21 protein-coding genes are annotated in these 21,226 nt (G+C 71.4%); 20 read left to right on the top strand and 1 reads right to left on the bottom strand.

Annotated elements, in window-relative coordinates; translation table 11 throughout:
* Positions 1-6 precede the first annotated feature (6 nt).
* The 11 genes from ruvX to nusB all read left to right on the top strand — a co-directional run bounded on the left by ruvX (position 7) and on the right by nusB (position 9,775).
* Positions 7-480: a Holliday junction resolvase RuvX gene (ruvX, locus tag OG338_RS03240; protein ID WP_405935869.1), complete on the top strand. Its 474-nt coding sequence runs from the start codon at positions 7-9 to the stop codon at positions 478-480.
* A 95-nt stretch (positions 481-575) separates the two neighbouring features.
* Positions 576-2,345 (top strand): endolytic transglycosylase MltG, encoded by a 1,770-nt coding sequence (gene mltG, locus OG338_RS03235; protein WP_405935868.1) that lies wholly within the window; start codon positions 576-578, stop codon positions 2,343-2,345.
* Entirely contained in the window at positions 2,342-3,169 is an 828-nt protein-coding gene (locus tag OG338_RS03230; RefSeq protein WP_405935867.1) for a shikimate dehydrogenase, read from the top strand. Before mltG ends, OG338_RS03230 begins: the two co-directional genes overlap by 4 nt.
* Positions 3,170-3,314: 145 nt before the next feature.
* On the top strand, positions 3,315-4,499 hold the full coding sequence (gene aroC, locus OG338_RS03225) for a chorismate synthase (RefSeq protein WP_405935866.1): 1,185 nt from the start codon (positions 3,315-3,317) through the stop codon (positions 4,497-4,499).
* The gene (locus tag OG338_RS03220; RefSeq protein WP_383297225.1) at positions 4,496-5,038 is read left to right on the top strand and encodes a shikimate kinase; all 543 of its coding nucleotides are present in this window, start codon (positions 4,496-4,498) and stop codon (positions 5,036-5,038) included. Before aroC ends, OG338_RS03220 begins: the two co-directional genes overlap by 4 nt.
* Positions 5,035-6,129, top strand: coding sequence for a 3-dehydroquinate synthase (gene aroB / locus OG338_RS03215; protein ID WP_405935865.1), 1,095 nt, complete (start codon positions 5,035-5,037; stop codon positions 6,127-6,129). Before OG338_RS03220 ends, aroB begins: the two co-directional genes overlap by 4 nt.
* Positions 6,126-6,566, top strand: a complete 441-nt coding sequence (gene aroQ, locus OG338_RS03210) for a type II 3-dehydroquinate dehydratase (RefSeq protein ID WP_405935864.1) — start codon at positions 6,126-6,128, stop codon at positions 6,564-6,566. The genes aroB and aroQ overlap by 4 nt, the downstream gene beginning before the upstream one ends.
* 125 nt (positions 6,567-6,691) lie before the next feature.
* Positions 6,692-7,546, top strand: coding sequence for a Pro-rich N-terminal domain-containing protein (locus OG338_RS03205; RefSeq protein WP_405935863.1), 855 nt, complete (start codon positions 6,692-6,694; stop codon positions 7,544-7,546).
* Between the two features lie 70 nt (positions 7,547-7,616).
* On the top strand, positions 7,617-8,723 hold the full coding sequence (locus tag OG338_RS03200; protein ID WP_405935862.1) for an aminopeptidase P family protein: 1,107 nt from the start codon (positions 7,617-7,619) through the stop codon (positions 8,721-8,723).
* 51 nt (positions 8,724-8,774) lie between these two features.
* Entirely contained in the window at positions 8,775-9,341 is a 567-nt protein-coding gene (gene efp, locus OG338_RS03195) for an elongation factor P (RefSeq protein WP_018103901.1), read from the top strand.
* Positions 9,342-9,343: 2 nt separating this feature from the next.
* Positions 9,344-9,775 carry a transcription antitermination factor NusB gene (nusB, locus tag OG338_RS03190; protein WP_073967776.1) on the top strand — a complete coding sequence of 144 codons (432 nt, stop codon included), beginning with the start codon at positions 9,344-9,346 and terminating at the stop codon, positions 9,773-9,775.
* A 161-nt stretch (positions 9,776-9,936) separates the two neighbouring features.
* On the opposite strand, the gene bldD is transcribed toward nusB, so the two are convergent.
* On the bottom strand, positions 9,937-10,437 hold the full coding sequence (gene bldD, locus OG338_RS03185) for a transcriptional regulator BldD (protein WP_018103903.1): 501 nt from the start codon (positions 10,435-10,437) through the stop codon (positions 9,937-9,939).
* Between the two features lie 221 nt (positions 10,438-10,658).
* On the opposite strand from bldD, the gene pyrR reads away from it, so the two are divergent.
* The 9 genes from pyrR (at position 10,659) to OG338_RS03140 (ending at position 21,222) form a co-directional block, all read left to right on the top strand.
* Positions 10,659-11,243 carry a bifunctional pyr operon transcriptional regulator/uracil phosphoribosyltransferase PyrR gene (gene pyrR, locus OG338_RS03180; RefSeq protein WP_405935861.1) on the top strand — a complete coding sequence of 195 codons (585 nt, stop codon included), beginning with the start codon at positions 10,659-10,661 and terminating at the stop codon, positions 11,241-11,243.
* An 85-nt stretch (positions 11,244-11,328) separates the two neighbouring features.
* Positions 11,329-12,354 (top strand): aspartate carbamoyltransferase catalytic subunit, encoded by a 1,026-nt coding sequence (locus OG338_RS03175; RefSeq protein ID WP_405940303.1) that lies wholly within the window; start codon positions 11,329-11,331, stop codon positions 12,352-12,354.
* 2 nt (positions 12,355-12,356) lie between these two features.
* Positions 12,357-13,643 carry a dihydroorotase gene (locus OG338_RS03170; protein ID WP_405935860.1) on the top strand — a complete coding sequence of 429 codons (1,287 nt, stop codon included), beginning with the start codon at positions 12,357-12,359 and terminating at the stop codon, positions 13,641-13,643.
* Positions 13,640-14,215 (top strand): hypothetical protein, encoded by a 576-nt coding sequence (locus OG338_RS03165; RefSeq protein ID WP_405935859.1) that lies wholly within the window; start codon positions 13,640-13,642, stop codon positions 14,213-14,215. The genes OG338_RS03170 and OG338_RS03165 overlap by 4 nt, the downstream gene beginning before the upstream one ends.
* The gene (carA, locus tag OG338_RS03160; RefSeq protein WP_405935858.1) at positions 14,212-15,351 is read left to right on the top strand and encodes a glutamine-hydrolyzing carbamoyl-phosphate synthase small subunit; all 1,140 of its coding nucleotides are present in this window, start codon (positions 14,212-14,214) and stop codon (positions 15,349-15,351) included. Before OG338_RS03165 ends, carA begins: the two co-directional genes overlap by 4 nt.
* A complete protein-coding gene (gene carB, locus OG338_RS03155; protein WP_405935857.1) occupies positions 15,344-18,652 on the top strand; it encodes a carbamoyl-phosphate synthase large subunit in 3,309 nt (1,102 codons plus the stop codon). The genes carA and carB overlap by 8 nt, the downstream gene beginning before the upstream one ends.
* A gap of 54 nt (positions 18,653-18,706) precedes the next feature.
* The gene (locus OG338_RS03150) at positions 18,707-19,816 is read left to right on the top strand and encodes a quinone-dependent dihydroorotate dehydrogenase (protein WP_405940302.1); all 1,110 of its coding nucleotides are present in this window, start codon (positions 18,707-18,709) and stop codon (positions 19,814-19,816) included.
* Entirely contained in the window at positions 19,813-20,652 is an 840-nt protein-coding gene (gene pyrF / locus OG338_RS03145) for an orotidine-5'-phosphate decarboxylase (protein ID WP_405935856.1), read from the top strand. The genes OG338_RS03150 and pyrF overlap by 4 nt, the downstream gene beginning before the upstream one ends.
* A gap of 246 nt (positions 20,653-20,898) precedes the next feature.
* Positions 20,899-21,222, top strand: a complete 324-nt coding sequence (locus tag OG338_RS03140) for an integration host factor (RefSeq protein WP_018103912.1) — start codon at positions 20,899-20,901, stop codon at positions 21,220-21,222.
* The last annotated feature ends 4 nt before the right edge of the window (positions 21,223-21,226 follow it).

The following is a 21,226-nucleotide window of genomic DNA, read 5'->3' as shown; positions in this document are numbered from 1 at the left end:
CCGGGCATGACGCAGATGCGCCGCGGTCGCCGGCTGGCGATCGACGTCGGTGACGCCCGGATCGGGGTCGCCTCGTGCGACCCCGACGGGATCCTCGCGACGCCGGTGGAGACCGTGCCGGGACGCGATGTCCCGGCCGCCCACCGGCGGCTGGGACAGATCGTCGCGGAGTACGAACCGATCGAGGTCGTCGTCGGGCTGCCGCGCTCCCTGGGTGGCGGCGAGGGCCCGGCCGCCGCCAAGGTCCGCGCCTTCGCCGATGTGCTCGCCCGAGCGGTCGCACCCATTCCGGTGCGCCTGCTTGACGAGAGGATGACCACAGTGACGGCGAGCCAGGGGCTGCGCGCCTCGGGCGTGAAGTCCAAAAAGGGCCGTTCCGTGATCGACCAGGCTGCCGCTGTGGTGATCCTCCAGAACGCTCTGGAGTCGGAGCGTTCTTCGGGCAATCCACCGGGCGAGGCCGTCGAAGTAGTGGTCTGATCGCAATACGGTAACGTTCCGCGCGATGCGGCGGTGTTCGAATAAACACCGCACAGCAAAGAGACGGAACATCGTCTCGCGGCTCAAGGGGATCGATGACTGAGTATGGCCGGGGCCCCGGCTCCGAACCGTGGCATCCCGAGGACCCCTTGTACGGGGACCAGGGGTGGGGCGGCCAGCAGCCTGCCCACGGCCAGGCCCAGTACGACGGCCAGAGCCAGTACGACGGCACGAACCAGTACGGCGCCCAGCAGCAGTACCCGCAGGGCCAGTACGACCCGTACCAGCAGCAGCCGCACGACCCGTACGCGCAGCAGCAGGACCCGTACGGGCAGCAGTACCAGCAGCAGGACCCGTACGCCCAGCAGCAGTACCAGCAGCAGGCGTACGGGGACCAGCACCCGCAGGACCCGTACGGGCAGCAGCCCCAGCCCCAGCAGCCGCAGCCCGGCTACGACACCGGCTGGGACACGGGCCGGCAGGCGGTGCCGCCGTACGAGGGCCAGCCCGTAACCACGTACGGCTACGGCGAGACGAACGACTACTACGGCACCCCTGAGGCGTACCCGCCCCCGCAGCCCCCCGGCCGCCGCGAGACCGCTCCCGCCGAGGTGCCCGAGGCGGCCCCGGACTGGGACCCGGAGGAGCCGCCGGAGGAGACCCACCCCTTCTTCACGGGCGTGGACGAGAAGGACGACCGCAAGAAACCCCGGGACGACGACTACGACGAGGACGACGACCGCGACGGGGGCGGGGACGGCGAGCGCCGGGGCAAGGGCAAGAAGAAGAGCCGCAGCGGCTGCGCGTGCCTGGTCCTCTCCCTCGTCCTGGTCGCCGGCGTCGGCGGCGCGGGCTACTTCGGCTACTCCTTCTACCAGGACCGCTTCGGCCCCGCCCCGGACTACTCGGGCAGCGGCTCGGGTTCGGTCGAGGTGGAGATCCCGAAGGGCGCGTACGGCTACGACATCGGCAACATCCTGAAGAAGGCCGGCGTCGTGAAGAGCGTCGACGCCTTCGTCTCGGCCCAGAACAAGAACCCGAAGGGCAAGGGGATCCAGGCGGGGGTCTACCTCCTGCACTCGGAGATGTCGGCTTCCGAGGCCGTGAAGATGATGGTGGACCCGAAGAGCCAGAATCTTCTGATCATCCCGGAGGGCACGCCGAACCGGCTGGTGTACGCCTCGATCGACACGAAGCTGGGCGTCGCCAAGGGGACGACCGCAAAGGTGGCCAAGAAGGAGTCGGCCGGCCTCGGCCTGCCGGACTGGGCGAAGAACCACGAGGGCGTCCTGGACCCTCTGGAGGGCTTCCTCTACCCGGCCGCGTACCCGGTCACGAAGGGGATGAAGCCGGAGGCCGTCCTCAAGGCGATGGTCTCCCGCGCCAACGAGGAGTACAAGAAGTCGGATCTGGCGGCCAACGCCAAGAAGCTGAAACTCAAGAGCCCCTGGCAGCTGATCACCGTCGCCAGCCTCGTCCAGGCCGAGGGCAAGTACAAGCACGACTTCGACAAGGTCTCGCGGGTCGTCTACAACCGGCTCAAGCCCAACAACGTCGAGACCAACGGGCTGCTCGACTTCGACTCCACGGTGAATTACGCCAAGAAGCAGAGCACGCTGGATACCGGTGCCGTCTCGGACCTCCGGAACTTCAAGCACCCGTACAACACGTACTACATCCACGGCCTGCCGCCGGGTCCCATCAACAACCCCGGCGACGCGGCCCTCCAGTCCGCCATAAAGCCCACCCCCGGCCCCTGGTACTACTTCGTCTCGGTGACCGAGGACAAGACGCTTTTCGCCGTGACCAATGAGGAGCACGAGCGGAACCGCGCGAAGTACAAGAAGGAGCAGTCGGGTCAGTGAGCACCCAGCACCGCGCCGCCGTCCTCGGCTCGCCCATCGCCCACTCGCTCTCCCCGGTCCTGCACCGGGCCGCGTACGCCGAACTCGGCCTCGACGACTGGTCGTACGGCCGGTTCGAGGTCGACGAACAGGCGTTGCCCGGGTTCATCGAGGAGCTGGACGGGAGCTGGGCCGGGCTCTCGCTCACCATGCCGCTCAAGCGCGCGGTGATCCCGCTGCTCGACGGGATCACCGACACCGCCGCCTCCGTCGAGGCCGTGAACACCGTGGTCCTCGGCGAGGACGGCCGCCGCACCGGCGACAACACCGACATCCCCGGCATGGTCGCCGCCCTGCGCGAACGCGGCGTCGAGAAGGTGGAGTCCGCCGCGATCCTCGGCGCGGGCGCCACCGCCTCCTCCGCCCTGGCCGCCCTCTCCGGCATCTGCGCCGGACCCGTCACCGCGTACGTCCGCAGCGCGGCCCGCGCCGACGAAATGCGCGGCTGGGGCGAACGGCTCGGCGTCGACATCCGCATCGCCGACTGGGCCGAGGCAGACCGGGCACTGACCGAGCCCCTCGTCATCGCCACCACCCCCGCCGGCGCGGCCGACGCCCTGGCCGGGGCAGTGCCGGAGCGGCCCGGCACCCTCTTCGACGTGCTGTACGAGCCGTGGCCGACCCGGCTCGCCTCCGCCTGGGCGGACCACGGCGGCGCAGTCGTCGGAGGTCTCGACCTCCTCGTGCACCAGGCGGTCCTCCAGGTCGAGCAGATGACGGGCCGCTCGCCCGCCCCGCTCGCAGCCATGCGCAAGGCCGGGGAAGAGGCGCTGGCCGCCCGCTGACGCCCGCCCGGCCCCGGCCGCGCCGTCCGTCTGCTGGACCGGCGGCGGGGCCGGAGCCCCGTCCGTGGGAGGATCGGGGACGGCGGGCCAGGGCCGCGCACCCGGTCGCGCCGCTGGATTTCAGGCGCGAGCATGAGGAGCACCGTTGAGCAGGTTGCGCTGGCTGACCGCGGGGGAGTCGCACGGCCCCGCACTGGTGGCGACGCTGGAGGGCCTTCCCGCCGGCGTCCCGGTCACCACGGAGATGGTGGCGGACGCGCTCGCCCGGCGACGGCTCGGTTACGGCCGCGGTGCGCGGATGAAGTTCGAGCAGGACGAGGTCACCTTCCTCGGCGGTGTCCGGCACGGCCTCACCATGGGCTCCCCGGTCGCCGTGATGGTCGGCAACACCGAGTGGCCCAAGTGGGAGCAGGTCATGTCGGCCGACCCGGTCGACCCCCAGGTGCTGGCCGAGCAGGCCCGTAACGCCCCGCTGACCCGGCCCCGCCCCGGCCACGCCGACCTCGCCGGCATGCAGAAGTACGGTTTCGACGAGGCCCGCCCGGTCCTGGAGCGCGCCAGCGCCCGGGAGACCGCGGCCCGGGTCGCCCTCGGCGCCGTCGCCCGGTCCTACCTCAAGGAGACCGCGGGCATCGAGATCGTCAGCCATGTCGTGGAGCTGGCCGCCGCCAAGGCGCCGTACGGGGTCTACCCGGTCCCCTCCGACGTGGAGCGGCTCGACGCCGACCCGGTGCGCTGCCTCGACGCCGACACGAGCAAGGCGATGGTCGCCGAGATCGACCAGGCCCACAAGGACGGTGACACCCTCGGCGGTGTGGTCGAGGTGCTGGCGTACGGCGTGCCCGTCGGACTCGGCTCGCACGTGCACTGGGACCGCCGGCTCGACGCCCGCCTCGCCGGCGCGCTCATGGGCATCCAGGCCATCAAGGGCGTCGAGGTCGGCGACGGCTTCGACCTCGCCCGGGTGCCCGGGTCCAAGGCGCACGACGAGATCCTGGTGACCGAGGACGGCATCAAGCGCGCCTCCGGCCGGGCCGGCGGCACCGAGGGCGGCCTCACCACCGGCGAGCTGCTGCGTGTCCGCGCCGCGATGAAGCCGATCGCCACCGTGCCGCGCGCCCTGGCCACCGTCGACGTGGTGACCGGTGAGCCCGCCAAGGCCCACCACCAGCGCTCCGATGTCTGCGCCGTCCCGGCCGCCGGTATCGTCGCCGAGGCGATGGTCGCCCTGGTCCTGGCCGATGCCGTCGCGGAGAAGTTCGGCGGCGACAGTGTCACCGAGACCCGTCGCAACGTGACGTCGTACCTCGACCACCTCCAGATCCGGTGACCGGTCCCCTGGTCGTCCTGGTCGGCCCCATGGGCGTCGGCAAGTCCACGGTCGGCGAACTGCTCGCCGGCCGGCTGGGCACCGGCTACCGGGACACCGACGCGGACGTCGTCGCGACGGCCGGCAAGCCCATCGCGGAGATCTTCTACGACGAGGGCGAGGACCACTTCCGCGCGCTGGAGCGGGACGCCGTCCGCGCCGCCGTCGCCGAGCACACCGGTGTCCTCTCGCTCGGCGGCGGGGCCGTCCTGGACGAGTCGACCCGCGCGCTGCTCGCCGGCCACCCGGTCGTCTACCTCTCGATGGACGTGGACGAGGCGGTCAAGCGGGTCGGGCTCAACACCGCCCGCCCGCTGCTCGCGGTCAACCCGCGCCGGCAGTGGCGCGAGCTGATGGAGGCCCGCCGGCACCTCTACACCGAGGTCGCCCGCACGGTCGTCGCCACCGACGAGCGCACACCCGAAGAGGTCGCCCAGGCGGTCCTCGACGCACTGGAGCTGCCGGACGGGGCCCCGTCCGGCCGGGAGAACACACCATGACCCAGCAGGCACCCATCCGCGTCCGCATCGCCGGCAGCGCGGGCACCGACGCGTACGAGGTACTGATCGGCCGGCAGCTCCTCGGCGAGCTGCCCGGGCTCATCGGCGACCGGGCCAAGCGCGTCGCGGTCCTCCACCCCGAGGCGCTCGCCGAGACCGGCGAGGCGGTCCGCCAGGACCTCGCCGGCCAGGGCTACGAGGCCATCGCGATCCAGCTGCCCAACGCCGAGGAGGCCAAGACCGTCGAGGTCGCCGCCTACTGCTGGAAGGCGCTCGGCCAGACCGGCTTCACCCGCACCGACGTCATCGTCGGCGTCGGTGGCGGCGCCACCACCGACGTGGCGGGCTTCGTCGCCGCGTCCTGGCTGCGCGGGGTGCGCTGGATCGCCGTGCCGACGACCGTGCTCGGCATGGTCGACGCGGCCGTCGGCGGCAAGACCGGCATCAACACCGCCGAGGGCAAGAACCTCGTCGGCGCCTTCCACCCGCCGGCCGGGGTCCTCTGCGACCTGGCCGCCCTGGACTCGCTGCCCGTCCACGACTACGTATCGGGCATGGCCGAGATCATCAAGGCCGGCTTCATCGCCGACCCGGCGATCCTCGACCTGATCGAACAGGACCCGCAGGCCGCCCGTACGCCCGAAGGACCGCACACCGCCGAGCTCATCGAGCGCTCGATCCGGGTCAAGGCCGACGTCGTCTCCAGCGACCTCAAGGAGTCCGGTCTCCGCGAGATCCTGAACTACGGCCACACCCTGGGCCACGCGATCGAGAAGAACGAGCGCTACAAGTGGCGGCACGGCGCCGCCGTCTCCGTCGGCATGGTCTTCGCCGCCGAACTCGGCCGGCTGGCCGGCCGCCTGGACGACGCCACCGCCGACCGGCACCGCGCGATCCTGGAGTCCGTCGGGCTGCCGCTCACCTACCGGGGCGACCAGTGGCCCAAGCTCCTTGAGAACATGAAGGTCGACAAGAAGTCGCGCGGGGACCTGCTGCGCTTCGTCGTCCTGGACGGCCTCGGCAAGCCCGCCGTCCTGGAGGGCCCCGACCCGGCCGTCCTGCTCGCCGCCTACGGGGAGGTCTCGGCATGACCCGCCGGGTCCTCGTGCTCAACGGCCCCAACCTCGGCCGGCTCGGCTCCCGCGAGCCCGACGTCTACGGCTCCACGTCGTACGCCGGGCTCGTGGAGGCGTGCCGCACCCTCGGCAAGGAGCTCGGCCTCGACGCCGACGTGCGCGAGACCAACGACGAGGGCGAGCTGATCCGCTGGCTCCACGAGGCCGCCGACGGATCGATTCCGGTCGTGATCAACCCGGGTGCCTTCACGCACTACTCGTACGGGATGCGGGACGCGGCCGCCCAGCGCACCGCCCCGCTGATCGAGGTCCACATCTCGAACCCGTACGCACGGGAGGAATTCCGCCACACCTCGGTGATCGCCCCGGTCGCCACCGGCACCGTGGCCGGATTCGGCATCGGCTCCTACCGTCTCGCCCTGCGCGCCCTGGCGGACGAACTCACCGACTGAACAGGCGCGTTTCCAGGCACTGGGCACCTCAGTCCCTCCCCGGCCGTTGTCCGTGTGGCGGCCGGGGAAGGTACGGTTGCCGTTGCACCAGCGCCAGTTGCCTGTACGAGACGGAGTTGCACCGGATGCAGCACGCAGTGGGGGCCCCGCTGCCTCCGCCCCAGGGTCCCGGAAACGGCCCCGTCGGCCGGCCGCACCCGGCCCAGCACCCCGGCCCGCCGCACCAGCCCCCGGCCGGTCCGCCCGCCGGGCACCCGGGGCCGCCGCCCGCGGGCCCGCCCGCGCCGCAGGGCCACGGCTGGAGCGGACCGGCGCCGCAGCAGGCCCCGGCCCCGGTCGCCCGCGAGACCACCGGGCACATCCAGCTGCCGCCCGGCAGACCCGTCCCGCTGCCCGCGCCGCCCGCCGGGCCCGGCACGGGCAACGCCACCCTCGCGGTGCTTCTCATCGGCCCGGCGGGCGCCGGCAAGACCACCGTGGCCCGGCTCTGGGCTGCCCGCCGCCGGGTGCCCACCGCCCATGTCAGCCTGGACGACGTCCGGGAGTGGGTCTGCTCCGGCTTCGCGGACCCGCAGGCCGGGTGGAACGACCAGTCGGAGGCCCAGTACCGGCTGGCCCGCCGCACCTGCGGCTTCGCCGCCCGCAACTTCCTGGCCAACGGGATCTCCTGCATCCTGGACGACGCCGTCTTCCCGGACCGGCCGGTCGTCGGCCTCGGCGGCTGGAAGCGGCACGTCGGCCCCGGGCTCCTGCCCGTCGTGCTGCTGCCCGGCCTGGAGATCGTCCTGGAGCGCAACGCGCAGCGCAGCGGCAACCGCCGCCTCTCCGACGAGGAGGTCGCCCGCATCCACGGCCGGATGGCCGGCTGGTACGGCTCCGGGCTGCCGATCATCGACAACTCGACGTACGACGTGGAGACCACCGCCCGGGTCCTCGACGACATACTCGCCCGGTCCCTGGCCAGCCCCCCGGCCTGGTAGGACCGAGGCCCGCCCCCCGGTCGGATGCGCCCGCCGGGCGGGCCCGGCGCCGCGCTCGTACGCTCGACGCATGTCAGAGGTGTACGCCGTCCGACGCGGGCTGCTCCGCGACCGGTGCGCCGCAGTCGGATCCGCGGCCGCCCTGGTCTCCCGCCCCGCCAACGTCCGCTACCTGGCCGGGGGAGCGCCCCCGGGTGCCGTGCTGCTGCTCGGCCCCGGCGAGGACGTCCTGCTCTGCCCCCGCCCGCCGACCGGTGATCCGGCCGACGGGCGCACCGACGAGTACGTGCGGGTCGACCTGCTGCCGGTGGCGGGCGGGGACCCGGTGGTCGCCGCCGCCGACCTGGCCGCGGCGGCCGGTGCGGAGTCGCTGGCCGTCGAGGAGCACGATCTGACGGTCGCCCGGCACCGGGCCATGGCCTCGGTCGCCCCGAAGCTGCGGCTGGCCGATCTGGGCGCGACGGTCGAGCAGCTGCGCATCGTCAAGGACGAGGAGGAGATCGGCTGTCTGCGGATCGCGGCCGAGATCACCGACCAGGCCCTGGGCGAACTCCTCGAATCGATCCTCGTCGGCCGCACCGAACGCCACCTGGCGCTGGAGCTGGAGCGCCGGCTGGTCGACCACGGCGCCGACGGCCCCGCCTTCGCGACCTCCGTGGCCACCGGTCCCAACTCCGGCCGGGGCCGCCACCGGCCCTCGGACCGGCGGGTCGAGGAGGGAGATTTCCTCTCGGTCTGCCTGGGCGCCAACTACCGCGGCTACCGCTGCGAGGTCGGCCGGACCTTCGTCATCGGAACGGCTCCCGCCGACTGGCAGATCGAGCTGTACGAGCTGGTTTTCGCCGCTCAGCGGGCCGGCCGCGAGGCCCTGCTGCCCGGCGCCGAGTACCGCGACGTGGACCGGGCCGCCCGCCATCTCCTGGACTCCGCGGGCCACGGTGAGGGCCTGGCGCCCTCCACGGGCCACGGGGTGGGGCTCGAAATCGATGAGGACCCGCAGCTGGCACCCGCCGCCATGGGTAAACTGGACGCTTGTGTGCCGGTCACCGTCGAACCGGGGGTCCACCTCCCGGGCCGGGGCGGGGTCCGGATCGATGACACGCTCGTCGTGCGCCCCGAGGCGGACGGCGGACCCGAGCTACTCACCATTACGACCAAGGAGCTGCTCGCGCTCTAGCGCGCGTCCCTCGGTCGTTCCACCAGCTTCAGCCCAGGAGATTCCGCAACCGTGGCTTCCACGAACGACCTCAAGAACGGCATGGTGCTCAAGCTCGACGGGGGCCAGCTCTGGTCCGTAGTCGAGTTCCAGCACGTCAAGCCCGGCAAGGGCCCGGCCTTCGTGCGTACCAAGCTCAAGAACGTGCTCTCCGGCAAGGTCGTGGACAAGACCTTCAACGCAGGCATCAAGGTCGAGACGGCCACCGTCGACCGGCGCGACATGCAGTTCTCGTACATGGACGGCGACTACTTCGTCTTCATGGACATGGACACGTACGACCAGCTGATGGTCGACCGCAAGGCCGTCGGCGACACCGCCAACTTCCTGATCGAGGGCTTCACCGCCTCCGTCGCCCAGCACGACGGCGAGGTGCTGTACGTCGAGCTGCCGGCCGCCGTCGAGCTGAAGATCCAGCACACGGACCCGGGCGTCCAGGGCGACCGCTCCACCGGCGGCACCAAGCCGGCCACCCTGGAGACCGGTTACGAGATCGGCGTCCCGCTGTTCATCACCACGGGTGAGACGATCAAGGTCGACACCCGCTCCGGCGAGTACATCAGCCGGGTGAACAAGTAGTCGTGGCTGCTCGTAACACGGCGCGCAAGCGCGCCTTCCAGATCCTCTTCGAGGCCGACCAGCGCGACGAGTCCGTGCTGACGGTCCTCGCGGACTGGGTGCGGCACTCGCGGTCCGACACCCGCCAGCCGCCGGTCACCGAATACACGATGGAGCTCGTGGAGGGGTACGCGCAGTACGCGGACCGCATCGACGACCTCATCGTCACCTACGCCGTGGACTGGGAGCTCGACCGCATGCCGGTCGCCGACCGGAACATCCTGCGGCTCGGTGCGTACGAGCTGATCTGGGTCGACGCGACCCCGGACGCGGTGGTCATCGACGAGGCGGTGCAGATCGCCAAGGAGTTCTCCACCGACGACTCCCCATCCTTCGTGAACGGCCTGCTGGCCCGTTTCAAGGACCTCAAGCCGAACCTCCGCCGGGAGCAGTGACCCGGCGGCGTTCCGCCGCCGAAGGGCCCATGGCTGAAGCCGTGGGCCCTTCGGCATGCCCGCGCGCGTCCTTCGCGCGTACGGGTACGAGAAAAGCCGGGCCGGCGGGGCACCCGTGCGGGGCCCCGCCGAACCCGGCGGCACGTTTCTCCGGGGGCTGCTCAGCCCTCGTCGTGGGCGACGGCGCGGCGCGCGTCCGCGTCGAGCACGCCCCAGCTGATCAGCTGCTCGGTCAGCACCGAAGGCGACTGGTCGTAGATCACGGCCAGCGTGCGCAGGTCGTCCTGGCGGATCGACAGCACCTTGCCGTTGTAGTCGCCGCGCTGGCTCTGGATCGTCGCCGCGTAGCGCTGGAGGGGGCCGGCCTTCTCCGGCGGCACGTGCGCCAGGCGCTCCAGCTGGAGGACCAGCTTCGGCGGCGGCTCGGCGGCGCCGCCGGGCGTCGTGCCCGGCAGGAGCTCCTGGACCGGAACGCCGTAGAAGTCCGCCAGCTCGGCAAGGCGCTGCACGGTCACGGCACGGTCGCCGCGCTCGTACGAACCGACCACGACGGCCTTCCAGCGGCCCTGGGACTTCTCCTCCACACCGTGGAGAGAGAGGCCCTGCTGGGTGCGGATGGCACGGAGCTTGGCCCCGAGCTGTTTTGCGTATTCGCTGGACATAAGGCTCCCCGGACGCTGGAACGTACGCGGCTGGGCCGCGTGGCTGGTAACTCACTGTGAGGTTACGCAGCGTTACTTGGCCGCGTCAAGCTGAGATGGTCCGTACCGGCTTTTCCCGGGGGTGCGGGAGAGCCCCGGTACGGGCCCTGGTAACGTGGATGACGCAATTTCGACGTCCTTTAAGGTCCGTCCCGTGAGGCGGAGAAGGAGGTCCGTTTCTTATGGACACACAGTACGACGCCACCGGCAATGCGGCACGCCCCGTTCTGGAGGCCCCCGACATCGCCCGGGTCCTGACCCGCATCGCCCACGAGATCGTCGAGCGCGCCAAGGGCGCCGACGACGTGGTGCTCCTCGGCATCCCGACCCGTGGGGTCTTCCTCGCCGGCCGGCTCGCCGCCAAGCTCGAAGAGATCACCGGCCGCACGATCCCGGTCGGCTCCCTCGACATCACCATGTACCGCGACGACCTGAGGCTGCGCCCCGCGCGCGCCCTGGCCCGCACCGAGATCCCCGGCGAGGGCATCGAGGGCCGGCTGGTCGTCCTCGTGGACGACGTCCTCTTCTCCGGCCGCACGATCCGCGCCGCCCTCGACGCGCTCGGCGACATCGGCCGGCCCCGTGCGGTGCAGCTCGCGGTCCTCGTGGACCGCGGCCACCGCGAACTGCCGATCCGCGCCGACTACGTCGGCAAGAACCTCCCCACGTCGCTGCGGGAGACGGTCAAGGTCCAGCTCGCCGAGGAGGACGGCCGCGACGCCGTGCTGCTCGGTGTCGAGCAGGCCGCCCCCGCGGTCGAGCGTTAGCTTTCCGTTCGTACGGCCGCCCGCCGTGCGGCGGCTTCCGCGCGCCCGCATGCCTGAAACCTCCAGCAACCCGGAGAACACCCAGATGAAGCGCCACCTCATCTCGGCCGCCGACCTCACCCGCGACGACGCCGTCCTGATCCTCGACACCGCCGAGGAGATGGCCAGGGTCGCGGACCGGCCGATCAAGAAGCTCCCGACCCTGCGCGGCCGGACCGTCGTCAACCTCTTCTTCGAGGACTCGACGCGTACCCGCATCTCCTTCGAGGCGGCCGCCAAGCGGCTGTCCGCCGACGTCATCAACTTCTCCGCCAAGGGCTCGTCCGTCTCCAAGGGCGAATCCCTCAAGGACACCGCCCTGACCCTGGAGGCGATGGGCGCCGACGCCGTCGTCATCCGCCACGGCGCCTCCGGAGCCCCGTACCGGCTGGCCACCTCCGGCTGGATCGACGGCGCCGTCGTCAACGCGGGCGACGGCACCCATGAGCACCCCACCCAGGCCCTCCTGGACGCCTTCACGATGCGCCGCAGGCTCGTCGGCGCCGACACCGGACTCGGCAAGGACCTCGACGGCCGCCGGATCACCATCGTCGGCGACATCCTGCACAGCCGGGTCGCCCGCTCCAACGTGCACCTGCTGAACACGCTCGGCGCCCATGTCACCCTCGTCGCCCCGCCCACCCTGGTCCCGGTCGGCGTCGAGCAGTGGCCCTGCGACGTCAGCTACAGCCTGGACGACGTGCTGCACCGGTCCGACGCTGTGATGATGCTCCGTGTGCAGCGCGAGCGGATGAACGCCGCCTACTTCCCGACCGAGCGCGAGTACTCGCGCCGCTACGGCCTGGACGCGGAGCGGATGGCGCGCATGCCCGAGCACGCCGTCGTCATGCACCCCGGGCCCATGGTCCGCGGCATGGAGATCACCGCCGAGGTCGCCGACTCCGACCGCTGCACGGTCGTGGAGCAGGTCGCCAACGGCGTCTCCATCCGGATGGCCGTGCTCTACCTGCTGCTCGGCGGCTACGAGTCCGCCCACCCGTCGCCCGCCGCCACCCTTGATCGAAGCGCTACGCGCACCCCTTCCGCCGCCCGTACCGAGGAGAACAAGTAACCATGAGCAAGATCCTTATCCGCGGTGCGAAGGTGCTCGGCGGCGACCCGCAGGACGTCCTCATCGACGGCGAGACCATCGCCGCCGTCGGCACCGGCCTCGACGCCGGCGACGCCACCGTGATCGAGGCGGCCGGACAGGTCCTGCTGCCCGGCCTGGTCGACCTCCACACCCATCTGCGCGAGCCCGGCCGCGAGGACTCCGAGACCGTCCTCACCGGCACCAAGGCCGCCGCGGCCGGCGGCTTCACCGCCGTCCACGCCATGGCCAACACCTTCCCGGTCGCCGACACCGCCGGTGTGGTCGAGCAGGTCTGGCGCCTCGGCAAGGAGTCCGGCTACTGCGACGTCCAGCCCGTCGGCGCCGTCACCGTCGGCCTGGAGGGCAAGCAGCTCGCCGAGCTCGGCGCCATGCACGACTCCGCCGCCGGTGTGAAGGTCTTCTCCGACGACGGCAAGTGCGTGGACGACGCGGTCATCATGCGCCGCGCCCTGGAGTACGTGAAGGCGTTCGACGGCGTCGTCGCCCAGCACGCCCAGGAGCCCCGCCTCACCGAGGGCGCCCAGATGAACGAGGGCGTCGTCTCGGCCGAACTGGGCCTCGGCGGCTGGCCCGCCGTCGCCGAGGAGTCGATCATCGCCCGCGACGTCCTGCTCGCCGCGCACGTCGGCTCCCGGGTCCACATCTGCCACCTGTCGACCGCGGGCTCCGTGGAAATCGTGCGCTGGGCCAAGTCCAAGGGCTGGAACGTCACCGCCGAGGTCACCCCGCACCACCTCCTCCTCACCGACGAGCTCGTCCGGAGCTACAACCCGGTCTACAAGGTGAACCCGCCGCTGCGCACCGAGGCCGATGTGCTGGCGCTGCGCGAGGCGCTGGCCGACGGCACCATCGACTGCGTCGCCACCGACCACGCCCCGCACCCGCACGAGGACAAGGACTGCGAGTGGGCCGCGGCCGCCATGGGCATGGTGGGCCTGGAGACCGCGCTCTCCGTCGTCCAGCAGACGATGGTCGAGACCGGGCTGCTCGACTGGGCCGGCGTCGCCGACCGCATGTCGGCCCGCCCCGCGGCCATCGGGCGGCTCGAAGGACACGGCCGTCCCGTCTCGGCGGGTGAGCCCGCCAACCTCACGCTGGTCGATCCGGCATACCGTGGTGAGGTGGACCCCGCGGGCTTCGCCTCCCGCAGCCGCAACACCCCGTACGAGGGGCGCGAGCTGCCGGGCCGAGTGACCCACACCTTCCTGCGGGGCCGTGCCACGGTCGTCGACGGGAAGCTCGCGTGACAACACAGACCCTGTACCAACTCGCCGCCGAGCAGAAGTCGGCGGAAGTGACCGACTGGTCCGCACGGATCAGCTGGGTGATCGGACTCGTCGTCCTCGTCGTGTTCGTCTACTGGCTGATGCGCCAGGGCTGGAAGTGGCGCGGAAACCTCCAGTCCGACCTGCCCGCCCCGGCCACCGCGCCGGCGGGCTTCGCGGACGGCGAGAAGCTGCTCACCCTCTCCGGCCGCTACCACGCGTCGACCACGGCCGGGCAGTGGCTCGACCGGATCGTCGCGCACGGCCTCGGCACCCGCAGCCGCGTCGAGCTCACCCTCACCACCGAGGGCCTCGACGTCGTACGGCCCGGCGCCGCGGACTTCTTCGTCCCGGCCGCCGACCTGCGCGGCGCCCGCACCGAGAAGGCACTGGCGGGCAAGGTCCTGCCCGAGGGCGGACTCCTCGTCATCACCTGGGCGCTCGGCGACCGGCTGATCGACTCCGGATTCCGCTCCGACCACTCGGCCGAACACCCCGCCTGGGTCGACGCCGTCAACCACCTCACCAGCACTACGGAAGGCATCGCGCGATGACGACCTCCACCCGGGGAGCCCAGGTTCCCGCCGTACTCGTCCTGGAGGACGGCCGCAGCTTCCGCGGCCGCGCCTACGGGGCTGTGGGGGAGACCTTCGGCGAGGCGGTCTTCTCCACCGGCATGACCGGCTACCAGGAGACGCTGACCGACCCCTCGTACCACCGTCAGGTCGTCGTGATGACCGCCCCGCACGTCGGCAACACCGGCGTCAACGACGAGGACCCCGAGTCCCAGCAGATCTGGGTCTCCGGCTACGTCGTCCGCGACCCCGCCCGCACCCCCTCCAACTGGCGCTCCCGCCGCACCCTGGACGAGGAGCTGGCGAACCAGGGCGTCGTCGGCATCAGCGGCGTCGACACCCGCGCCCTCACCCGCCACCTGCGCGAGCGCGGCGCCATGCGCGTCGGCATCTTCTCCGGCGACGCGGTCACCGACGAGGCGGCGATGCTGGCCCGCGTCCAGGAGGCCCCCGAGATGAAGGGCGCCGACCTGTCCGCCGAGGTCGCCACCAAGGAGGCGTACGTCGTCCCCGCGATCGGCACCAAGAAGTTCACGGTCGCCGCGGTCGACCTCGGCATCAAGGGCATGACCCCGCACCGGATGGCCGAGCGCGGCATCGAGGTCCATGTGCTGCCCGCCACCGCCACCCTGGAGGAGGTCTACGCGGTCGCCCCGGACGGCGTCTTCTTCTCCAACGGCCCCGGCGACCCGTCCACCGCCGACCACCCGGTCGCGCTGATGCGGGGCGTCCTGGAACGGAAGACCCCGCTCTTCGGCATCTGCTTCGGCAACCAGATCCTGGGCCGCGCGCTCGGCTTCGGCACGTACAAGCTGAAGTACGGCCACCGCGGCATCAACCAGCCCGTGCAGGACCGCTCGACCGGCAAGGTCGAGGTCACCGCGCACAACCACGGCTTCGCCGTCGACGCCCCCCTCGACCAGGTCTCCGACACCGCCTATGGGCGTGCCGAGGTCTCCCACGTATGCCTGAACGACCAGGTGGTCGAGGGCCTTCAGCTGCTCGACCGGCCGGCCTTCAGCGTCCAGTACCACCCCGAGGCGGCCGCCGGCCCGCACGACGCCGCGTACCTCTTCGACCGCTTCGTTTCCCTGATGGAGGGCCAGCGTGCCTAAGCGCTCCGATATCCAGTCCGTCCTGGTCATCGGCTCCGGCCCGATCGTCATCGGGCAGGCCGCCGAATTCGACTACTCCGGCACCCAGGCGTGCCGCGTGCTCAAGGCCGAGGGCCTGCGCGTCATCCTGGTGAACTCCAACCCGGCGACGATCATGACCGACCCGGAGATCGCCGACGCCACGTACGTCGAGCCGATCACCCCCGAGTTCGTCGAGAAGATCATCGCCAAGGAGCGCCCCGACGCGCTGCTCCCGACCCTCGGCGGCCAGACCGCGCTGAACACCGCGATCTCCATGCACGAGAACGGTGTCCTGGAGAAGTACGGCGTCGAGCTGATCGGCGCCAACGTCGAGGCCATCAACAAGGGCGAGGACCGCGACCTCTTCAAGGGCGTCGTGGAGGCCGTCAAGGAGAAGATCGGCTACGGCGAGTCCGCCCGCTCGGTCATCTGCCACTCCATGGACGACATCCTCGCCGGCGTCGACACGCTCGGCGGCTACCCCGTCGTCGTCCGCCCCTCCTTCACCATGGGCGGCGCCGGCTCCGGCTTCGCCCACGACGAGGAGGAGCTGCGCCGCATCGCCGGCCAGGGCCTCACGCTCTCGCCGACCACCGAGGTGCTGCTCGAAGAGTCCATCCTCGGCTGGAAGGAGTACGAGCTGGAGCTGATGCGCGACCGCAACGACAACGTCGTGGTCGTCTGCTCCATCGAGAACTTCGACCCGATGGGCGTCCACACCGGCGACTCGATCACCGTCGCCCCGGCGATGACCCTCACCGACCGCGAGTACCAGCGGCTGCGCGACATCGGCATCGCGATCATCCGCGAGGTCGGCGTCGACACCGGCGGCTGCAACATCCAGTTCGCGATCGACCCCACCGACGGCCGCGTCATCGTCATCGAGATGAACCCGCGCGTCTCCCGCTCCTCGGCGCTCGCCTCCAAGGCCACCGGCTTCCCGATCGCCAAGATCGCCGCCAAGCTGGCCGTCGGCTACACGCTGGACGAGATCCCCAACGACATCACCGAGAAGACCCCGGCCTCCTTCGAGCCGACCCTCGACTACGTCGTCGTGAAGGCCCCTCGGTTCGCCTTCGAGAAGTTCCCCTCCGCCGACTCCACCCTCACCACCACCATGAAGTCGGTGGGCGAGGCCATGGCGATCGGCCGGAACTTCACCGAGGCCCTTCAGAAGGCCCTGCGCTCGCTGGAGAAGAAGGGCTCGCAGTTCACCTTCACCGGCGACCCGGGCGACAAGGCCGAGCTGCTGGCCGAGGCGGTCCGCCCGACCGACGGCCGGATCAACGCCGTCATGCAGGCGATCCGGGCCGGCGCCACGCAGGAGGAGGTCTTCGACGCCACGAAGATCGACCCCTGGTTCGTGGACCAGCTCTTCCTGATCAAGGAGATCGCCGACGAGCTGGCCGCCGCCGACAAGCTCGGCCCCGAGCTGCTGGCCGAGGCCAAGCGGCACGGCTTCTCGGACGTCCAGATCGCCGAGATCCGCGATCTGCGCGAGGACGTCGTCCGCGAGGTCCGCCACGCGCTCGGCATCCGCCCGGTCTACAAGACGGTCGACACCTGCGCCGCCGAGTTCGCCGCGAAGACCCCGTACTTCTACTCCTCCTACGACGAGGAGACCGAGGTCGCGTCCCGCACCAAGCCCGCGGTGATCATCCTGGGCTCCGGCCCCAACCGCATCGGCCAGGGCATCGAGTTCGACTACTCCTGCGTCCACGCCTCCTTCGCGCTCAGCGACGCCGGCTACGAGACCGTGATGGTCAACTGCAACCCGGAGACGGTCTCCACCGACTACGACACCTCCGACCGCCTGTACTTCGAGCCGCTGACGCTCGAGGACGTGCTGGAGATCGTGCACGCCGAGTCCCTGGCGGGCCCGATCGCGGGCGTCGTCGTCCAGCTCGGCGGCCAGACCCCGCTGGGCCTGTCGCAGGCGCTCAAGGACAACGGCGTGCCCGTCGTCGGCACCTCCCCGGAGGCGATCCACGCTGCCGAGGACCGCGGCGCCTTCGGCCGCGTCCTGGCCGAGGCCGGCCTGCCCGCCCCCAAGCACGGCACCGCCACTACCTTCGCCGAGGCCAAGGAGATCGCCGACGAGATCGGCTACCCCGTCCTCGTACGCCCGTCGTACGTGCTCGGCGGGCGCGGCATGGAGATCGTGTACGACGAGGCCCGGCTCTCCGCGTACATCTCCGAGTCCACCGAGATCAGCCCCACCCGGCCGGTCCTGGTCGACCGCTTCCTGGACGACGCCATCGAGATCGACGTCGACGCCCTCTACGACGGCACCGAGCTCTACCTCGGCGGCGTCATGGAGCACATCGAGGAGGCCGGCATCCACTCCGGCGACTCCGCCTGCGCGCTGCCCCCGATCACCCTCGGCGGCCACGACGTCAAGCGGCTGCGCGCCTCCACGGAGGCCATCGCCAAGGGCGTCGGCGTCCGTGGTCTGATCAACATCCAGTTCGCGCTGTCCGGCGACATCCTCTACGTCCTGGAGGCCAACCCGCGCGCCTCCCGGACCGTGCCCTTCACCTCGAAGGCGACCGCGGTCCCGCTCGCCAAGGCCGCCGCCCGGATCTCGCTGGGCGCGACCGTCGCCGAGCTGCGCGAGGAGGGCCTGCTGCCGAAGACCGGCGACGGCGGCACGCTGCCGCTGGACGCGCCGATCTCCGTCAAGGAGGCCGTCATGCCGTGGTCGCGCTTCCGCGACATCCACGGCCGCGGCGTCGACACCATCCTCGGCCCGGAGATGCGCTCCACCGGCGAGGTCATGGGCATCGACTCGGTCTTCGGCACCGCGTACGCCAAGTCGCAGGCCGGCGCCTACGGGCCGCTGCCCACCAAGGGCCGCGCCTTCATCTCGGTCGCCAACCGCGACAAGCGCTCGATGATCTTCCCGGCCCGTGAGCTGGTTGCCCACGGCTTCGAGCTGCTGGCCACCTCCGGCACCGCCGAGGTCCTGAAGCGCAACGGCATCAACGCCACGGTCGTGCGCAAGCAGTCCGAGGGCGCCGGTCCGAACGGCGAGCCGACCATCGTCCAGCTGATCCATGACGGCGGTGTCGACCTCATCGTCAACACCCCGTATGGGACCGGCGGCCGGCTCGACGGCTACGAGATCCGCACCGCGGCCGTCTCCCGTTCGGTGCCCTGCCTGACCACGGTCCAGGCACTCGCCGCGGCCGTCCAGGGCATCGACGCCCTCAACAACGGGGACGTCGGCGTCCGTTCCCTCCAGGAACACGCGGAACATCTCACCGCGGCCCGCGACTAGGAAGCCCACAAGGGGGACACCGGAAACGGTGTCCCCCTCTTCATGAGGACACCGATGTACAAGTTCTTCTTCCAGCTGGTCTTCAAACGCATGGACCCGGAGCAGGCCCACTACCTGGCCTTCCGCTGGATCCGCCTGGCCGCCCGCGTCCCCGTGCTGCGCACCTTCCTGGCCGCCGCCCTCGCCCCCCGGTACAAGGAGCTGCGCACCGAGGCCCTGGGCCTGCGGATGCACGGCCCCTTCGGGCTCGCCGCCGGGTTCGACAAGAACGCCGTCGCGATCGACGGCATGGCGATGCTCGGCTTCGACCACGTCGAGATCGGCACCGTCACCGGCGAGCCGCAGCCCGGCAACCCCAAGCAGCGGCTGTTCCGCCTGGTCGCGGACCGCGCGCTGATCAACCGCATGGGCTTCAACAACGAGGGCTCGGCCGCCGTCGCCGAGCGCCTGGCCGCCCGCACCCCGGTCTTCCGCACCACCCTCGGCGTCAACATCGGCAAGACCAAGGTGGTCCCCGAGGCCGACGCCGCCGCCGACTACGTGAAGTCCACCGAGCGCCTGGCCGCCCACGCCGACTACCTCGTCGTCAACGTCTCCTCGCCCAACACCCCCGGCCTGCGCAACCTCCAGGCCACCGAGTCGCTGCGCCCGCTGCTCACCGCCGTGCGCGAGGCGGCCGACCGCACCGTCACCCACCGCCGCGTCCCGCTGCTCGTCAAGATCGCCCCGGACCTCGCGGACGAGGACGTGGACGCGGTCGCCGACCTGGCCGTCGAGCTGGGCCTGGACGGCATCATCGCCACCAACACCACCATCGCCCGCGAGAGCCTGGGCCTGAAGTCCCCGGCGGCCCTGGTGAAGGAGACCGGCGGTCTGTCCGGCGCCCCCCTCAAGGAACGCTCCCTGGAGGTCCTGAGCCGCCTCTACCGGCGCGTGGGGGACCGGATCACCCTGGTGGGCGTCGGCGGCGTCGAGAACGCCGAGGACGCCTGGCAGCGCATCCTGGCCGGCGCCACCCTCGTCCAGGGCTACAGCGCCTTCATCTACGAGGGCCCGTTCTACGCCCGCGCGATCCACAAGGGCCTGGCCGCGCGCCTGGCCGCCTCCCCGTACGCCACGCTCGCCGACGCCGTCGGCGCGGAAACCCGGAAGGCCGCGAAATGACCCTGGAACCCTTCGGCGCCCGGCTGCGCCACGCCATGGACACCCGTGGCCCGCTCTGCGTCGGCATCGACCCGCACGCCTCCCTGCTCAGCGCCTGGGGGCTCCCCGACGACGTGGCGGGCCTGGAGCGCTTCACCCGTACGGTCGTCGAGGCACTGGCCGACCGGGTCGCGGTGCTCAAGCCGCAGTCCGCGTTCTTCGAGCGGTTCGGCTCACGCGGTGTCGCCGTTTTGGAGAAGGCCGTCGAGGAGGCGCGCGCGGCCGGCGCCCTGGTCCTGATGGACGCCAAGCGCGGCGACATCGGCTCCACCATGGCCGCCTACGCGGCGACCTACCTGGACAAGGACTCGCCGCTGTTCTCGGACGCGGTCACGGTCTCGCCGTACCTCGGCTTCGGCTCGCTGCGGCCGGCGCTCGACGCGGCGGCGGTCTCCGGCGCCGGCGTCTTCGTCCTCGCGCTGACCTCCAACCCGGAGGGCGCCGAGGTGCAGCGCGCCACCGCCGCCGACGGCCGTCCGCTGGCGCAGCTGATGCTCGACCACATGGCCGCCGAGAACGCGGGCGCCGCCCCGCTCGGCTCGGTCGGCGCGGTCGTCGGCGCCACGCTCGGCGACGCGGGCGTGGACCTCGCCATCAACGGGCCGCTGCTCGCCCCGGGCATCGGCGCGCAGGGGGCGACCCCGGCCGATCTGCCGGGCGTTTTCGGCGACGCGGTCCGCAATGTGGTGCCCAGCGTCAGCCGGGGCGTGCTGCGCCACGGCCCGGACGTGGCGGGGCTGCGCGGGGCCGCCGAACGGTTCGCCGACGAGGTCCGCGCGGCCGTCTCGGACCGCTGACCCTGCCACGTTCACCGTGTGTTGACGGAATCCTGACGAAAAAACTCGGTGGTTATGCCTGAAAAGTCCTGGTCGGCAGAGGCTGACCAGGACTTTTCGTCTGTTCTCGCTGACTCCGGCGGCCTTGGCCGCTAGTCTCCGTCGAGAGCCGACGCGCACGGGGTGTTCGCGGCTCAGCAGGTGAGGGGCGATTCCGCCGCCTCACCGGTCCGTATCCGACAGATCGACATCCGAGGTGACGTAGGCGTGGCTCTTCCGCCCCTTACCCCTGAACAGCGCGCAGCCGCGCTCGAAAAGGCCGCCGCGGCTCGCCGGGAGCGGGCCGAGGTCAAGAATCGACTCAAGCACTCCGGCGCCTCCCTCCACGAGGTCATCAAGTCGGGCCAGGAGAACGACGTCATCGGCAAGATGAAGGTCTCCGCCCTGCTGGAGTCCCTGCCCGGCGTGGGCAAGGTCCGTGCCAAGCAGATCATGGAGCGGCTCGGCATCTCCGAGAGCCGTCGTGTGCGGGGTCTTGGCTCCAACCAGATCGCATCCCTGGAGCGCGAGTTCGGCGGCACCGCCGCCTGACGTT

Source organism: Streptomyces sp. NBC_00726 (assembly GCF_045161735.1).
Lineage (GTDB): Bacteria > Actinomycetota > Actinomycetes > Streptomycetales > Streptomycetaceae > Streptomyces.
Note: the sequence above shows the minus strand (reverse complement) of the source record. Positions and strands in the feature narration are given on the sequence as shown.

Coding starts and splice junctions, on each gene's coding strand:
- ruvX (WP_405935869.1), top strand. CDS start 7: ATGACGCAGATGCGCCGCGGTCGCCGGCTGGCGATCGACGTCGGTGAC.
- mltG (WP_405935868.1), top strand. CDS start 576: ATGACTGAGTATGGCCGGGGCCCCGGCTCCGAACCGTGGCATCCCGAG.
- aroB (WP_405935865.1), top strand. CDS start 5,035: ATGACCCAGCAGGCACCCATCCGCGTCCGCATCGCCGGCAGCGCGGGC.
- aroQ (WP_405935864.1), top strand. CDS start 6,126: ATGACCCGCCGGGTCCTCGTGCTCAACGGCCCCAACCTCGGCCGGCTC.
- OG338_RS03205 (WP_405935863.1), top strand. CDS start 6,692: ATGCAGCACGCAGTGGGGGCCCCGCTGCCTCCGCCCCAGGGTCCCGGA.
- OG338_RS03200 (WP_405935862.1), top strand. CDS start 7,617: ATGTCAGAGGTGTACGCCGTCCGACGCGGGCTGCTCCGCGACCGGTGC.
- bldD (WP_018103903.1), bottom strand. CDS start 10,437: ATGTCCAGCGAATACGCAAAACAGCTCGGGGCCAAGCTCCGTGCCATC.
- pyrR (WP_405935861.1), top strand. CDS start 10,659: ATGGACACACAGTACGACGCCACCGGCAATGCGGCACGCCCCGTTCTG.
- OG338_RS03175 (WP_405940303.1), top strand. CDS start 11,329: ATGAAGCGCCACCTCATCTCGGCCGCCGACCTCACCCGCGACGACGCC.
- OG338_RS03170 (WP_405935860.1), top strand. CDS start 12,357: ATGAGCAAGATCCTTATCCGCGGTGCGAAGGTGCTCGGCGGCGACCCG.
- carA (WP_405935858.1), top strand. CDS start 14,212: ATGACGACCTCCACCCGGGGAGCCCAGGTTCCCGCCGTACTCGTCCTG.
- OG338_RS03150 (WP_405940302.1), top strand. CDS start 18,707: ATGTACAAGTTCTTCTTCCAGCTGGTCTTCAAACGCATGGACCCGGAG.
- pyrF (WP_405935856.1), top strand. CDS start 19,813: ATGACCCTGGAACCCTTCGGCGCCCGGCTGCGCCACGCCATGGACACC.